Source organism: Moraxella ovis (assembly GCF_900453105.1).
In the GTDB taxonomy this organism is placed as follows: domain Bacteria; phylum Pseudomonadota; class Gammaproteobacteria; order Pseudomonadales; family Moraxellaceae; genus Moraxella; species Moraxella ovis.
In genome coordinates this window covers 1,347,591-1,362,977 of record NZ_UGPW01000001.1, presented here as the reverse complement: position 1 = coordinate 1,362,977, position 15,387 = coordinate 1,347,591, and the positions used below count along the sequence as shown (strand labels likewise).

14 protein-coding genes are annotated in these 15,387 nt (G+C 47.0%); 13 read left to right on the top strand and 1 reads right to left on the bottom strand.

Annotation, left to right across the window (positions count from 1 at the left end; genetic code table 11):
* The first annotated feature begins 53 nt into the window (after positions 1-53).
* From rsmG to DYD54_RS06485, 11 genes are all read left to right on the top strand, one after another.
* Positions 54-719, top strand: coding sequence for a 16S rRNA (guanine(527)-N(7))-methyltransferase RsmG (gene rsmG / locus DYD54_RS06535; protein ID WP_063514239.1), 666 nt, complete (start codon positions 54-56; stop codon positions 717-719).
* A 30-nt stretch (positions 720-749) separates the two neighbouring features.
* A complete protein-coding gene (locus DYD54_RS06530; protein WP_063514238.1) occupies positions 750-1,568 on the top strand; it encodes a ParA family protein in 819 nt (272 codons plus the stop codon).
* Positions 1,569-1,661: 93 nt separating this feature from the next.
* Positions 1,662-2,717 carry a ParB/RepB/Spo0J family partition protein gene (locus tag DYD54_RS06525; RefSeq protein ID WP_046697529.1) on the top strand — a complete coding sequence of 352 codons (1,056 nt, stop codon included), beginning with the start codon at positions 1,662-1,664 and terminating at the stop codon, positions 2,715-2,717.
* Between the two features lie 96 nt (positions 2,718-2,813).
* Positions 2,814-4,604, top strand: a complete 1,791-nt coding sequence (gene msbA, locus DYD54_RS06520) for a lipid A export permease/ATP-binding protein MsbA (protein ID WP_063514237.1) — start codon at positions 2,814-2,816, stop codon at positions 4,602-4,604.
* Positions 4,601-5,632 (top strand): tetraacyldisaccharide 4'-kinase, encoded by a 1,032-nt coding sequence (gene lpxK / locus DYD54_RS06515; protein WP_063514236.1) that lies wholly within the window; start codon positions 4,601-4,603, stop codon positions 5,630-5,632. Before msbA ends, lpxK begins: the two co-directional genes overlap by 4 nt.
* Positions 5,633-5,720: 88 nt before the next feature.
* Complete coding sequence (yciA, locus tag DYD54_RS06510) at positions 5,721-6,206, top strand: acyl-CoA thioester hydrolase YciA (protein ID WP_029103270.1); 486 nt, start codon at positions 5,721-5,723, stop codon at positions 6,204-6,206.
* A gap of 67 nt (positions 6,207-6,273) precedes the next feature.
* The gene (kdsB, locus tag DYD54_RS06505; RefSeq protein ID WP_063514235.1) at positions 6,274-7,053 is read left to right on the top strand and encodes a 3-deoxy-manno-octulosonate cytidylyltransferase; all 780 of its coding nucleotides are present in this window, start codon (positions 6,274-6,276) and stop codon (positions 7,051-7,053) included.
* A 1-nt stretch (position 7,054) separates the two neighbouring features.
* Positions 7,055-8,065 (top strand): DNA polymerase III subunit, encoded by a 1,011-nt coding sequence (locus DYD54_RS06500; protein WP_063514234.1) that lies wholly within the window; start codon positions 7,055-7,057, stop codon positions 8,063-8,065.
* A gap of 84 nt (positions 8,066-8,149) precedes the next feature.
* The gene (gene truC / locus DYD54_RS06495) at positions 8,150-8,881 is read left to right on the top strand and encodes a tRNA pseudouridine(65) synthase TruC (protein ID WP_063514233.1); all 732 of its coding nucleotides are present in this window, start codon (positions 8,150-8,152) and stop codon (positions 8,879-8,881) included.
* 188 nt (positions 8,882-9,069) lie between these two features.
* On the top strand, positions 9,070-10,326 hold the full coding sequence (locus DYD54_RS06490) for a putative DNA modification/repair radical SAM protein (RefSeq protein ID WP_063514232.1): 1,257 nt from the start codon (positions 9,070-9,072) through the stop codon (positions 10,324-10,326).
* A gap of 15 nt (positions 10,327-10,341) precedes the next feature.
* The gene (locus tag DYD54_RS06485; protein ID WP_084260643.1) at positions 10,342-11,160 is read left to right on the top strand and encodes a TIGR03915 family putative DNA repair protein; all 819 of its coding nucleotides are present in this window, start codon (positions 10,342-10,344) and stop codon (positions 11,158-11,160) included.
* 18 nt (positions 11,161-11,178) lie between these two features.
* On the opposite strand, the gene corA is transcribed toward DYD54_RS06485, so the two are convergent.
* Entirely contained in the window at positions 11,179-12,516 is a 1,338-nt protein-coding gene (gene corA / locus DYD54_RS06480; protein ID WP_370446592.1) for a magnesium/cobalt transporter CorA, read from the bottom strand.
* A 263-nt stretch (positions 12,517-12,779) separates the two neighbouring features.
* Between corA and DYD54_RS06475 the strand changes: the two genes are divergently transcribed.
* Together DYD54_RS06475 and DYD54_RS06470 are read left to right on the top strand one after the other, a co-directional pair.
* A complete protein-coding gene (locus DYD54_RS06475; protein WP_063514230.1) occupies positions 12,780-14,009 on the top strand; it encodes an ATP phosphoribosyltransferase regulatory subunit in 1,230 nt (409 codons plus the stop codon).
* Positions 14,010-14,058: 49 nt separating this feature from the next.
* The gene (locus tag DYD54_RS06470; RefSeq protein WP_046700087.1) at positions 14,059-15,348 is read left to right on the top strand and encodes an adenylosuccinate synthase; all 1,290 of its coding nucleotides are present in this window, start codon (positions 14,059-14,061) and stop codon (positions 15,346-15,348) included.
* Positions 15,349-15,387 lie beyond the last annotated feature (39 nt).

The following is a 15,387-nucleotide window of genomic DNA, read 5'->3' as shown; positions in this document are numbered from 1 at the left end:
TTTTAACAGATTAAAACGTGATAAAATAGGGGATTTGAAATTAACTTGACTTTATAACAATGACTTATCATAAAATATCCGCCCATGCCGACGAATTTGCTCATGAATTAGAGCGAGTTTCTGATAAGCTAAATTTAACATTTAGTGAAGTGCAAATAAAGCAACTGCTCGGCTATTTGGATAATCTTTTGCTTTGGACAAAGGCGTATAATCTCACTGCCATTACCGCCCCAAAAGAGGCGTTTATTAAGCATATTCTAGACTGTTTGGCAATCGTGGCGGATTTACCGTTTGCTGATAAATCAGGCGTAAGCGTGCTTGACATTGGCACAGGGGCAGGTTTGCCTTCTGTGATTATCGCCATTATGAGACCTGATTGGCACGTTACCGCCTTAGATAGCAATGGCAAAAAGGTGCGATTTATCCGTCAAATGGTGGGCGAATTGGGGCTTGCCAACGTCAATCCTGTGGCAAGTCGCATTGAGGATTTTGATGGGGTGTTTGATGTCATTACGTCTCGGGCGTTTGCCAGTCTTGATGATTTTGTCAATCTTGCCAAGCCCTATTTAAAGGCGGACGGCGTGTTATATGCCATGAAAGGCAAAGCTCCAACAAGCGATGATGTGGTAAATTTGGCAGATTGGCAAATTGATGTGAAGCCCATTTTTGTGCCACAAATGAGCGATGAGCGGTGTGTGGTGTATTTGATAGCCAAATAATAGTTAATATATTGATTTAAAAGGTATTTTATGGAAATTATCGCAATCGCCAACCAAAAAGGCGGTGTGGGCAAGACAACGACTGCGGTGAACCTTGCGGCGGCTTTATCCACCATCGGCAAAAAAAGGGTACTGCTCATTGATCTAGATTCACAAGGTAACGCCACAACGGGCACGGGACTGGATAAGAATGATCTGGACAAAAGCATCGTCGATGTGCTGCTTGATAACACAAAAATCCATAAAGTCATTCAAAAAGACGCGCCTGCAGGGTTTGACATGGTTGGTGCTAACCGAGATTTGGCAGGGATTGACGTGTCTTTGGCAGATGTGGAAGATGCACCATTTTTATTAAAAAAAGCCATCAAAGCCGCTAAAAAGAGCGGAAAATTCGGCTACGATTATGTCATCATGGACTGCGCACCCAGCCTAAGCATGCTGACTGTGAATGCGTTTGCCGTCGCTAAGAATGTCATCATCCCGATGCAATGCGAATACTATGCACTAGAGGGTGTGGTTGATCTGATCGATACCATCAAGCGCCTAAAAGATATCAATCCTGACCTGCATGTGCGCGGTGTGGTGCGTACGATGTTCGATGGACGCAACACTCTAGCACAAGACGTGTCTGCCGAACTTGAAGGGTATTTTGGTGAATTATTGTACAAGACTGTCATTCCGCGCAGCGTACGTCTGGCTGAAGCACCGAGCTTTGGCCAGTCGATTTTTGGTTATGAAAAATCATCCAAAGGTGCAATCGCTTATCATGCCTTAATGAATGAAGTCATCGATCAGGCAGAGAAGCCTGAGTTGTTTAAGGCAAAAGTGCGTGCGCAGTTCGATTGGTAACTGACAATATCGGGCAAATTATGCTAAAATAGGGCGTTTGACTTTTATATATACTGACTCATGGCGGGCGGTTCTTGGTTTGATTTGGGAAACATCATGAAAAAACGTGGACTTGGCGATAAGCGTGGCTTAGATGCGCTGATGGGCAACATAAAAAAAGAAAGGCGAATTGCCACAGATGCTGGCGCCTTGATGGCAGCTGAAGAGACGGCTGCGCCTGTAGATACCAAGGCGGATTTTAGCTTATTGGATGATGAGCAAGACATCAAATCTGTCGGTATCACCAAGAAAAAGCCCAATAAAAAATCAAAAGACAAGCCCGCTCAGGACGATAATGATGGCGAGCAAATCACGCTCGTACAAATTCACCCAGATCGTCTACAGTCAGGCAAATATCAACCACGTCGCGACATGAACGAAGAGGCGCTCAATGAGCTTGCCAATTCGATCCGCCAGCATGGCGTGATGCAGCCGATCGTCATCCGTCCGCTGTTGTCTAATGAAGATAAGACGAGCGACGCCGTCACACACGAGATCATCGCGGGCGAACGTCGTTGGCGCGCAGCTAAGATCGCAGGGCTGACCGAGATTCCTGCCATTGAGCGTGTTCTGTCAGATGAGATCGCCATCGCGTTGGCGCTGATTGAGAATATTCAGCGTGAGGATTTGAATGTACTTGAGCAGGCGGCCGCCCTCCAAAGATTCCACACCGAATTTGGCATGAGCCATGCGATGATCGCTGATGTGGTAGGTAAAGCGCGCGCCACCGTCTCCAACCTATTACGCCTAAATAACCTACATGATACTGTCAAGGGCTACATGACCGAAGGGTTATTGGACATGGGGCACGCGCGTACGCTACTGTCCTTATCGGACAAGCAACAACCCATCATCGCCAAAAAAATTATCGACGGCAAGATGACCGTTCGTGATGCCGAAAAGCTGGTAAAATCCATCCTAAATCCCGAACCTGCCAAAAAAATCAACTCCGACAGTCATGAGATTAAAGCCATGAATCAAAAACTGTCCGACCTATTAGGTGCTACCGTCAAGCTAAAACAAGGTAAAGACGGCAAAGGTAGTGTTGAGATATTCTTCCATGATGATGACGAGCTGCAAGGGCTGTTATCACAATTCGGACTAAACTAAAAATCACAAAAGCCAAACAAGGAAGTTTGGCGAATCCCCTTTATTTTTTGTTAAAATTAACAAAATCCATCAAATACATTCATAAAAACGACCATCATGCACACAACTCAAGCAACTTCTAATTGCAAGCAAGTCTTTGAACGCGCCGATAAATTTGCCGTATTTAAACGACTGATGTCGTATCTTAAGCCTTACTGGTGGGCGTTCATCTTGGTGATGATTGGCTTTGCCATCAGTGCAGGCGGCGAGGTTGCGAGTGCCAAGCTGCTTGAGTACATCATCGAAGCGATCAATAATAACGACAATGTGCGCAAATTTTGGTTCCCGTTTTTGGTGATTTTACTGTTCTTTTTGCGTGGTGTTGGTGCATTCTTGGGGGGTTATTATGCAGCATTGATGGCGCGTAGCTTGGTATATCTGCTGCGCGTGGAGGTGTTTAATAAGCTATTAAAACTGCCTTCTGAATTTTATTTGAATAACCCTGCTGGTACGATTTCATCGAAGCTGATCTTTGACGTGGAGCAGGTGACGGCAGCGACCACCGAATCCATCACGACATTATTGAAAGATGGCTTGACTGTCATTGCGTTGTTTGGGTTTTTGTTTTATACCAATTGGCGATTGACTTTGGTGTTGATGATTATTGTACCGCCGATTTTTTGGATCATTAAAAAAGTATCGAAGCGATTTGCCATGCTGTCCATGGACATTCAAGACACCATGAGTGCGGTCAGTCACATCACTAACGAGGCGATCACGGGCTATCAAGTGGTGAAGAACTATGGCGGACAAGTCTATGAATCGCAACGATTTGACAAGGCGTCAAAAGAGAACCTAAATAAAGGGCTAAAAATCACCGTGCTTGCCGCCATTAACTCGCCCGTCATTCAGCTGCTGATGGCGACAGGGATGTGTTTTGTGATTTGGTTGTCGCTGCGCCCAGAGGTGCTTGGCGATACCAGCGCAGGGGAGTTCGCCTCTTATTTGGTGGCGGCAGGTTTGCTTGCTCGCCCTGTTAAGGCACTGACTGATGTCAATCAAAAGCTACAAAGAGGCATTGCCGCAGGTGTGTCTATTTTTGAGCTGATTGACATGCCAGAGGAGCGTGACATAGGCGTGCTGACCCCGGCGCTGCGTGGCGATATTCGATTTGAGAATGTGAGTCTAACCTATGAAAGCGGCACGCAGGCGATAAAGGGCTTTAACCTTGACATTAAGGCAGGCGAGACTGTGGCGGTGGTTGGGCGGTCAGGCTCAGGCAAGACCACGCTGGTGAACTTACTTACTCGTTCACTCACGCCGACATCAGGGCAGATATTGATAGACGGCACGCCCATTGATGAGATTAAATTGTCATCTTTGCGTGAACAGATTGCCATGGTCAATCAGCAGGTGACGCTGTTTTTGGATACGGTCGCTCATAACATCGCTTATGGGGCATTATCCGCCAAATCCCGTGATGACATCATACAAGCAAGCAAATCGGCTTATGCTCATGATTTTATTATGGATTTGCCAAATGGCTATGACAGCTTTATCGGTTCGGACGGTTTGCAGCTGTCAGGCGGACAACGCCAACGGCTGTCTATCGCACGGGCGTTATTAAAAGATGCGCCAATTTTGATATTGGACGAAGCCACATCTGCCCTAGACAACGAAAGCGAGTATTATATCCAAAAGGCGTTGGAGTCCGTCATGCACGGTCGTACCACGCTTGTCATCGCTCATCGTTTATCTACCATTCAAAACGCCGACCGTATCATCGTCATGGATAAAGGGCAAATCGTGGAAATCGGCACGCATGACGAGCTGTTTGCCAAAGGCGGTATGTATTGCACCATGTACGAACGCACCTTTGATGAGCAAAGCGAGCAGGGTAAGGCATGAAAAACCTAGAACTTCTCATCACAAAGGCATGGCAGGACAACTCCCCTATGCTTGCCACGCTCGCCCCGTTGTCCGCTCTGTATGGCGTGGTGGGGCGTGTGCGTAAGTCCTTGTATGATAATGATAAACTTGCCAAATACCACGCCCCCATTCCTGTGATGGTGGTGGGCAACATTACGGTGGGCGGTAGTGGAAAAACGCCACTTATCATCGCCCTTGTCAAATATTTACAAGGCAAAGGCGTAAACGTGGGCGTGATAAGTCGGGGCTATGGGCGGGTGGACAGTCGCCCTGCGTTGGTTCGTGAAGGTAGTACCCCCAAAGAAGTCGGCGATGAGCCGTGCCTTATCGTCCAAAGTACAAACGTGCCAATGGCGGTGGGGGCAAATCGTGGTGGGGCGATTGAGATTTTGCTTGAAAATTACCCAAACCTACAACTCATCATCAGTGATGATGGACTGCAACACTACGCCCTACACCGAGATGTAGAATGGATAGTTGTGGACGGTGTGCGTGGGTTTGGTAATGAGAAGTTATTCCCACAAGGCTTTTTGCGTGAACCGCTTGACCGCCTAAATGGTGCAACCGTAATTTATCATGATAGCCGAGCCGAGAAATATGATAATAATGCCCTTTTAATGCACTTAGCCCCAAACAATCCCATGCCAATTTTGGGAAATGACAAATCGGTAAATGATAAAACTTTACCACCCCAAAAGGTCTATGCGGTAAGCGGTATTGGCTATCCTGCCCGCTTTTTTAAAACGCTGACTGATTTGGGCTTTGATGTGGTGGAGAGATCCTTTGGCGATCATCATGATTTTAGCCTTGATGATTTGGTGGATTTGACCGATTTGCCAATCATCACAACCAGTAAAGACGCGGTTAAATTGCGTGAGCTTGCTAATACGCACCCAGACCATACAATTTTTGATAACATTTGGGTATTACCTGTACAAGCGGTGTTATCGGAAAGTGTTTATGGGGAGATGGATAGGGTGCTTTTAGGATTGGTTAATGTTGCTTGATTTCTTTGGCTAAACATCCTTAATTAAATCTTTGTAAGTACATCATTTAAAATCACAAACAACATTTTATAGATTAAGAGGTAATCTCATGACAAATGAAATCAAACAGGCTCCGCAAGGTAGTCTTGTTATGCGAACTTTGGCAATGCCTGCTGACACTAATGCTAATGGCGATATTTTTGGTGGTTGGATTATGTCGCAGATGGATTTGGGCGGAGCGATTCTTGCCAAAGAAATTGCCAAAGGACGAGTGGTAACGGTGTCGGTGGATAAAATGGTATTTTTACGCCCTGTGTCGGTGGGTGATGTTGTGTGTTGTTATGGGCAATGCACTCGTGTGGGCAATTCATCTTTGGAAGTCAAAGTGGAAGTATGGCGAAAACAAGTTAAGGACGGCTCAGGTAATCACGAATGTGTAACCGAAGCGGTGTTTACCTTTGTTGCTATTGATGAGAATGGTAAATCTCGCCCCATTCCCAAAGAAAACAATCCTGAACTTGATTATGCACTTGGTTTAATCAATGGCACAATTATCCTAAAAGAGCCTAATACTGGCAATATTTTGTTTTTGTAATTTTTTATTGATCGCTCATGTCGTATTTTAAAGGTTTAATTCATCAAAACAGCCCAATGGAACAATCATGATAACCCAACCAAAAACCCACATCATTATCCCTGCCCGCTACAAATCCACTCGCCTACCTGCCAAACCTTTATTGGATTTGCATGGCAAGCCCATGATTCTCTGGACAGCTCAAAAAGCCCTGCAAGCGACTTTTGCCGACAGCGTGTGTGTGGCAACGGACGATGAGCGGATTTTTGCGGTGTGTGAGTGTGCGGGCGTGCCTGTGGTGATGACGGGTGAGTATGCATCAGGCACGGACAGACTGGGCGAGGTGGCACAGATTTTGCGTTTGGCGGATGATGACATTGTCATCAATATGCAAGGCGATGAACCGCTTGTACCGCCTGTACTGCTAGAACAAGCCAAAAATCTTTTGGTGGAAAATTCTGACTGTGTCATGGCGACTTTGTGTGAAGTGATTGATAATTATGATGATTTTTATAAAAATTCGGTGGTAAAAGTCGTCCACGCTCGCCAGAATGCCTTGTATTTTAGCCGTAGCCCCATGCCGTACGACAGGGATGCTCATTTGACAGGCGAGCTTGGCGATGTACCAAAAAACGCCTATCGTCATTTGGGGCTTTATGCGTATCGGGTCAAATTATTAAAGGAATTTGGCACATGGGAGCAGGGCGTATTGGAACGTTTGGAGAGCCTAGAACAGCTTCGCATTTTAGAAAATGGACAAAAAATCGCCATAGATGTCGCCAAAGTCGCCTTACCGCTTGGGGTGGACACGCAGGAAGACTTGGATAGGCTAAATGCCATGCCGATTGATGAGTTTTTAAAATTCTGATATGAACGAACAAGAACAGTTGCCCTATTTTGCTCCATTATTGCCTTGGCAAGCACAGGCTTGGGAGCAGGTGGTCGGTCAGTTTTATGACGATAAATTACCGCATGGGCTGTTGGCGTGTGGCATGGCAGGCATTGGCAAGCGTGAATTTGTGTGGCGGTTTGTGGCGTGGCTACTGTGCCAACACAAGGGCGAACAGGGGGCGTGTGGGGCGTGCGACAGCTGTCATTGGCTCATGGCAGGGACGCACCCTGATGTCATGGTGCTACCGTCCGAGAGCCTGCCTACGTCTGATGAGAGTGAGCGGTCGTCCATTAAGATTGATGATGTGCGAGCCTTGCAGGAGTATAGCCACGTCAAGGGGCATGGCGTTCGGCTCATCGTGCTAGATGATGCTGACAGTCTCACGATTGGGGCGAGCAATGCCCTGCTAAAAACCTTAGAAGAGCCACGGGCAGGCGTGCATTTGATACTCATCAGCGACAACCCTGCCAAACTCATGCCTACCATAAAAAGCCGTGCGCAAGCCCTGCCGCTTGGGGCTGTTGCTCATGATGTGGCGTTGGCTTATGTAGGTGGAGTGTTGGGTGATGAGAGTCTTGCCAGACTTGCCTTGACACTCACCGACGGGGCGGTATTAAAGGCGGTGGATTTGCCAAAGGCGGTGTGGTTTGGTAAGCGTGTATTGTGGCTAAAAACATGGCTTACCCTAAGGCACGGCGAGCGGTCGGCGGTGAGTGCCAGCGACTACTGGCAGGGCGTGATGAGTTTTGCTGATTTTGCCGTTTTGACAAGGCTCATGCTTATGGACGTGGTGCGAGTGGGGCTTGGGCTTGATAGCATTCATACCGACATGGATGTGGCAGGGCTGATAAATGGGGCGGACAATCTAAGCCTTGATCGGGTAGAAAATTTTTTAGCAAGTCTTGATGACATGGCGGTGGCGGTTGGGCAAAACGTGCAGGACAAAATGGCGTATGATGAGCTGTTTTGTCGGTTGGTAGATTTGTAACGCTTAGTTTGCGATTGTAGGGGCGAACACAACGCTCTTATGATTTTACACATTTAATAAATGAAATAAATCGGAAATGGCAAAATGCTACAAATTTTATATCAAGATGATGATATGGTGGCGGTAAACAAACCTGCTGGTATGCTTGTTCATCGCTCATGGCTTGACAAGCATGAGACGGTATTTGTGATGACGGTTTTGCGTGATATGCTTGGGCAGCACGTTTTTCCTGTTCATCGGCTAGACCGCCCGACATCGGGCGTGTTATTGTTTGCTAAGTCGTCAGACGTGGCACGGGCATTGTCGGGGCAATTTGAACATCATACGGTAGATAAATCCTATCTGGCGGTGGTGCGTGGCTATCTTTTGGGTAGTGGGCGGATTGATTATCCGTTAAAAATCAAACTTGATAAAATCGCCGATAAATTTGCCAGTAGCGACAAAGAGCCACAGTCCGCCATGACTGATTATGAGAATTTGGCAACGTGCGAAATGCCCTTTGTCTCGGTGGATAGATACGCTACATCTCGGTATAGTCTTGTGAAACTTACCCCAATTACAGGGCGAAAGCACCAACTAAGACGACACATGACGCACCTATTTCACCCCATTGTCGGCGACACCACGCATGGCGACACCGCCCAAAATCGTGCGGTGGCAGAGTTTACGGGCGTATCAAGGCTACTTTTGCACGCTCATACTTTGGCATTTGATGACATGAGCGGTAAGCGTATCACGGTGATGGCTCCGATTGATGATGATTTTGGTAAGGTGGTGCATGATTTTGGATGGAGCGGTGCAGGAATTATCGTTTGACGTTAAAATTTAAAAACCAAGCAATGTACAAATTTTAACAAAATTTTAATTTAAAATATCATCAACATCCCAATATACAGTGAAGTAGTCAGGATGTATTAAATGACGTGTTCGGCAAATATTATAGTAATAATATAAATTCATACCAATCGTATCTATCAAAACCTACAAAAAACTAAGAAAGATTAATGAATCCTACTCGTATCGAAGAGAAGCTCTCTATCTTGGCGGATGCTGCTAAATATGATGTCTCCTGCTCATCCAGCGGTGGCAATCGCAAGAACACAGGCGGTCTTGGCAATGCCTCTAAGTCAGGGATTTGCCACAGTTTTACCGAAGATGGTCGCTGTGTGTCGCTGTTGAAGATCCTATTTACCAATCACTGCATCTATGACTGCGCTTATTGTACGTCTAGACGCAGTAATGACACGCCGCGCGCTGCTTTTACCGTTGAAGAAGTGGTGGATTTGACCATGCAGTTTTATCGGCGAAATTATATCGAAGGGCTGTTTTTGAGTTCGGGGATTTTTAAGAATGCGGATTACACCATGGAGCGGCTTGTGCGGGTTGCCAAGACCTTGCGCACTGAGCACAGATTTCAAGGCTATATCCATCTAAAGACCATTCCAGGTGCGTCCGATGAACTGATGAAAGAAGCGGGGCTGTATGCAGATCGCCTTTCGGTAAACATGGAAATCCCGACCAAATCAGGGCTTGCGCTCTTAGCACCTGAGAAGAACCACGACGACATGAAAGCGCCCATGCAAACGGTGCAAGAGCAAATCGTGCAATTCAAAGAGTCAAAAAAAGTCCATAAACACGCTCCTAAATTCACGCCAGCAGGGCAATCCACTCAGTTTATCATCGGTGCGACGGGTGAGACTGACCATCAGATCATCCGCTTATCGAGTCATTTTTATCAAAAATATGAGCTAAGACGTGTCTATTATTCAGGCTACGTGCCCATGCTGTCTGATAAACGACTGCCTGACATCAGCACGCCCGTACCACTGGTGCGTGAAAATCGCCTATATCAGGCGGATTGGCTCATGCGTTTTTATGGGTTTCATGCTGATGAGATCGTCGATGCAGATTCGCCTTTTTTGGATTTGCAATTCGATCCTAAATTGGCTTGGGCGATTCGTCATCGTGAGCATTTCCCTGTCAATATTCAAACCGCGCCTTATGAGATGGTGCTTCGTGTGCCAGGCATTGGTGTGCGTACCGCCAAAAAAATCGTCAAATCTCGCAAATTCACTGCACTGACGTTGGATCATCTTAAACAGATGGGTGCGGCAGTGAACCGAGCGCGGTATTTTGTGGCGTTATCAGTGCCTAATCCTTATCTCAATGATCTGACGCGTGAGAATTTCCGTGAGCTGCTAATGGGTAATACCAAGACCAAATTCAGCGAGCATCGCACAGGTCAGCTGTCGTTATTCTGAGTAACTCATCAAACCATGCAATTGATACCTTATTCCCAACCATCATTGATGGAATCTGCTGATGAGACGGTGCTGATATTTGATGGTAGCTTTGAGGGCTGGCTGTCAGCAGTGTTCTACGCGTATGCGCAGCGATTGGCGAGATCGCCATTATCGATCGTGTCGTCTTTTGATCATGTGCCGAATTTCTTGGCGAATGAGATTTGGATTGAGAATAATGAAGAGCAGGCGGCGCGCGTTCTCATTAAGATTAAGCAAATTTTGCCGCTGCGAGACGTGGTGTGGGCATTTTTGTCAGAAGGTGCCAAGATATATACGCATCTGTTTCGTGTTGTGGTGTATCAGCTGGATAATCCCAACAAGAAAGTTATGCAAAATTTCGCACATCCTGATGTGCAAGCGGTTCTAATCGCCATCAAAAAAGTAGGTCGTGAACGCCATCGCATGCAGGCGTTCGTCAGGTTTGAAGATACCACCCAAGGGGTGTATCTGGCTAAGGTGAACCCTGATTTTAATGTGCTGCCGCTGCTAGGTGATTTTTTTGCCAAGCGCTTTGCCGATCAGAGTTGGCTAATCTTTGATGTGGTGCGAGGTTATGGGATTTTTTATAACCATACAGAACCTACGGCAGGCGTGCGTGAGATTGCGCAGATTGATGAAGTGGTCTTGGAAGATTCGTCCGTGATTCACACGGATCGCGAACCGATATATCAAAGGCTATGGCAGGCGTATTTTCGCCATGTCACCATCAAGGAGCGCATCAATCCTAAGCATCACATCGCGCAGCTGCCAAGGCGGTATTGGCAATATCTGACCGAGAAAAAGGGCGTTTGACGCCCTTTGTGTTGATGCTTATAGCCAGCCTGCATTGCGAAATTTATAATATAAAAACATACAAATCGCCAAAATCAGCCCAATCACAGCGAAGTAACCATAACGCCATGTCAGCTCAGGCATGAATTCAAAGTTCATGCCATAGATGCCTGCCATGGCAGTCGGTACAGCCGCGATACCTGCCCATGCGGCCAGCTTTCTAACCACGTCGTTCTGTCCCATGGTAACCATCGTGGTATAGGTATTCATCGCGACAGACAGCATCTCGTTAAGTCCGTTTACCGCATCCAGCGAGCGTAACAGGTGGTCGTTCACGTCTCTAAAATAGGGTTGGGCAGCAGCAGGAAAGGCTGAGATCAGCTCATTTTTTTTGTGGTTAATAAAGAAATTACACACGTCTTGTACGGGCAGAATGACCGCGCGCATGTGAACCAATTGTGATTTTAATTCATACAGGCTTCGTAGTGTATCACGGCTAAATTCTGATGAAAAAATGTTTCGTTCTTGTTCACGTAGGTAATTACCCAAGCGGTCAGTAATCGGCAAATAGTTATCGACAATAAAGTCCAAAATCGCGTGCAGCACGAAAATCGGGCCTAAGCGAAGACGTTCAGGGCGGCGATGATAATGCTCTCGCACAGGGGTGTATGAGTTGGATGCACCACGGCGAATGCTGATGATGAAGTTCTTGCCCATGAATATCGCGGTTGTGCCGTAGCGGATTTGATTGTCTTCTAGCTTTGCGGTACGTACCACCACGAAGATCATGTCATGGCCATAGCTTTCTACCTTTGGACGCTGATGGTCGGCAAGGGCGTCTTCTAGGGCAAGTTCGTGTAGGTCGAAGGCATCCTTGACTTCCTGAACGGTCTCAATGCTAGGATCGTAAAGACCTAGCCAGATGAATTGGTTGTTGTTGGTGAGTGCGCGACTGACGTCATCAATGGCGAGCTGTTCGATGGGTTCGCCTGTTTTTCTAGAATACGAATAGCAGATGATGGTTTCGTTGTCACCAGAATCTTCAAGGTCTTCAAATCTATCAGCGTCAGGGTCATACACCGTCATCGTCTCGATGGTGTCTTCGTCTGTGGCGTCAGCATCGCCGTAGATGTAGCTGTCTTGATTGTCCGATAAGACCAGTTCTTCTTCGTCTTCATCTTCTTCACCAAAATCCAGCTCGCCATCGGTGGGGCGAATGTCGTGTTCGCTAGTTTGAACTTTTAGGTAGCTTTCGATGGTGTCAGGTCGATGCGGTTCTGGTCTGGTTGTGGGTGCAGCTGGGGCTAGGATGTCGTCAGTATCGTGCTTGTTCGGCATGTCGCCCCCTTGTGTGCTTGATGTTTGAAGCTTATCCACGCCAAAACTTAGATGCTGGATAAAATTGCCATATTATAGCAACATTTTAGCTAACTTTCATTATAAATTCATGACTGTGTTCTTGCTGGGTGGTTTTCATGGTTTTTTAAAATAATTTGCAATTTAGCCTAGCCGTGGGCGTGATTTAATGGTACACTAAGCACGAAAAAACCACATAAAACCGTTTGTTTTTTCTCTATTTTAATTTGGCAAGTGATGACTTGCTATTTTTATTGTATTTTTTATGCTTTTAGGGGTGATTTGTGCCTGCTTGCACCGCTTCCACCAGTCTTCAAACCCATGCTCAGAATTGGCTACTGCCCGATGGTGTGGCAGATGTTCTATTTAAAGATGCTCAAAAACAAGAAAGTCTGCGCGATGCGTTATTGTTCGTATTGACGGCGCATGGCTATCGCCTTGTGTCGCCTCCTTTGATTGAATACACCGAGACGTTGCTTGGTGGGGCGGATGAAGACCTAAAACGCCAGACCTTTAAGATCGTTGATCAGCTGACGGGACGTACGATGGGTGTTCGTGCGGACATCACACCGCAGATCACGCGCATCGATGCTCAGCATGGCACAGGTGTGGCACGTTACTGCTATATCGGACAAGTATTAAAGACATTGCCGAACGGATTGTTTGGGCTGCGTACACCGCTACAGCTGGGCGCTGAGATTTTTGGGGTGGGCGATGTTGGTGTGGAGCTGTCTTTGTTGGAGCTTATCACTGCCTTGACAGATGAGATTGGTATGAGTCGCCGCGATCTTCATGTGGATGTGGGTCATGTGGCGATCTTTGAGAGCTTAACGCAGCTGCACGGCTTGGATGAGGCAGCTTGTGATCAGTTGATGGCGCTGTATAACAAAAAAGACTTGCCAGCGCTTCAAGCGTTCTGTGCTGACATGCCAGATGGCGCTGATTTTTTGGTACTTGCTAAGCATAATCTGGCTCAAGATGCGACACCAGACGCCAATAATCTATTGGTAAAACTCTCCAAAAAAGCTCAGAACGATCCGATCATCATAGATGCAACTAAGGATCTGGCGACACTAGGTGCGCACATAAGAGCGCTTGGCATGACGGTGAGTGTTGATGTGACTGAGCTGTCTGGTTATCACTATCATACCGGTATTGTATTTAATGTTTATCTGAATCAATCATCTACCATGCAGACGCAGCCTTTGGTTCGTGGTGGGCGTTTTTGTGCGACGGTAGGACGACAGGCGAGTGGCTTTAGTATGGATATTAACCGCTTGCTTGAATTCGTTGAACTCCAAGAAGACACCATCATCGTGGTGGACTTTGAGGATCTGACTAATAGCACCGAGACCCAAAAAGAAGATCTAACTGCGCAGATCAAAACCTTACAAGATGAAGGGTGTGTTGTTATCAAGCCGCTATCCGCTGATGACAGACCTGCCCAGATTGATGGCGTGTTGCATCTTGATGATGCTGATGGTTGGGCTGTTCGATTGGTCGGTGATGACTGATTTTGATTTGTCGCTAATTTGAAAATTAATTGTTAAATGAGGAATTATCATGGGTAAGAATGTCGTTGTCTTAGGCAGCCAATGGGGTGATGAAGGCAAAGGTAAAATCGTCGATCTACTGACCGAAAAAGCAACCGCAGTAGCGCGTTACCAAGGTGGTCATAATGCAGGTCACACATTGGTCGTGGGCGGTGAGAAGACGGTATTGCATCTTATTCCATCTGGCATCTTGCGCGAGGGCGTGACTTGCTTCATCGGTAATGGCGTGGTATTGGCACCGGATGCATTATTAAAAGAAATGAACGGCCTAATCGATAAAGGTGTACCTGTACGCGAGCGTCTGCGCATCTCTGCTGCTTGTCCGCTGATCATGCCTTATCACACTGCACTTGATCAGGCGCGTGAAATCAAACGCGGCAATGCTAAGATCGGCACCACAGGTCGTGGTATTGGTCCTGCCTATGAGGATAAAGTGGCTCGCCGTGCGCTGAAAGTAGCCGACCTATTCCGTAGCGACCTACCACAAAAGTTAGAAGCGATTTTGGAATATCATAATTTTGCGCTGACTCAATACTACAAGGTTGATGCTATCGATTATGATGCGACGCTTGAGCTATGCCAGCTATGGGCAAAAGAGCTAAGAGATTTGGTTGTCGATGTGACTGAAGAGCTAGAGACTCGCCGTCAAGCGGGTGAGAACCTAATGTTCGAAGGTGCTCAAGGTACGCTACTTGACATCGATCACGGCACCTACCCCTTCGTAACCAGCTCGAACACGACCGCAGGTGGCGTGGCGACAGGCACAGGCTTGGGTCCATTGTACTTTGATTATGTACTGGGCATCACTAAGGCGTATACCACGCGCGTGGGTTCAGGTCCTTTCCCAACTGAGCTGTTCTGTGAAGTGGGTGAGCATCTGGCCAAAGTGGGTCATGAATTTGGTGCAACCACGGGCCGTGCCCGTCGCTGTGGCTGGTTCGATGCTGTTAGCCTGCGTCGCGCGGTGGTGCTAAACTCAATGTCTGGCATCTGCTTGACCAAGCTTGACGTACTGGATGGTCTCGATGAGATTAAGATTGCGACCGAATACAAAGTACCCGCAGGCGAGTGCGCAGGTGCATACGATGCAGAATTCTATGAAAAAGTAGAACCAACTTATGAAACATTGGCGGGTTGGAGCGAGTCAACCATTGGCATCACTAAGTTTGAAGATCTGCCAGAGAATGCCAAAATCTACATCAAGCGCATCGAAGAATTGGTGGGCTGCCCTGTAGACATCATCTCAACCGGCCCTGACCGTGATGAGACCATCGTGCTTAGAGATCCGTACGACGCGTAATCATCAATCATAAAAAAACACACCTTATTTAAGGTGTGT

Coding starts and splice junctions, on each gene's coding strand:
- DYD54_RS06500 (WP_063514234.1), top strand. CDS start 7,055: ATGAACGAACAAGAACAGTTGCCCTATTTTGCTCCATTATTGCCTTGG.
- yciA (WP_029103270.1), top strand. CDS start 5,721: ATGACAAATGAAATCAAACAGGCTCCGCAAGGTAGTCTTGTTATGCGA.
- DYD54_RS06530 (WP_063514238.1), top strand. CDS start 750: ATGGAAATTATCGCAATCGCCAACCAAAAAGGCGGTGTGGGCAAGACA.
- kdsB (WP_063514235.1), top strand. CDS start 6,274: ATGATAACCCAACCAAAAACCCACATCATTATCCCTGCCCGCTACAAA.
- truC (WP_063514233.1), top strand. CDS start 8,150: ATGCTACAAATTTTATATCAAGATGATGATATGGTGGCGGTAAACAAA.
- DYD54_RS06470 (WP_046700087.1), top strand. CDS start 14,059: ATGGGTAAGAATGTCGTTGTCTTAGGCAGCCAATGGGGTGATGAAGGC.
- DYD54_RS06490 (WP_063514232.1), top strand. CDS start 9,070: ATGAATCCTACTCGTATCGAAGAGAAGCTCTCTATCTTGGCGGATGCT.
- msbA (WP_063514237.1), top strand. CDS start 2,814: ATGCACACAACTCAAGCAACTTCTAATTGCAAGCAAGTCTTTGAACGC.
- DYD54_RS06485 (WP_084260643.1), top strand. CDS start 10,342: ATGCAATTGATACCTTATTCCCAACCATCATTGATGGAATCTGCTGAT.
- lpxK (WP_063514236.1), top strand. CDS start 4,601: ATGAAAAACCTAGAACTTCTCATCACAAAGGCATGGCAGGACAACTCC.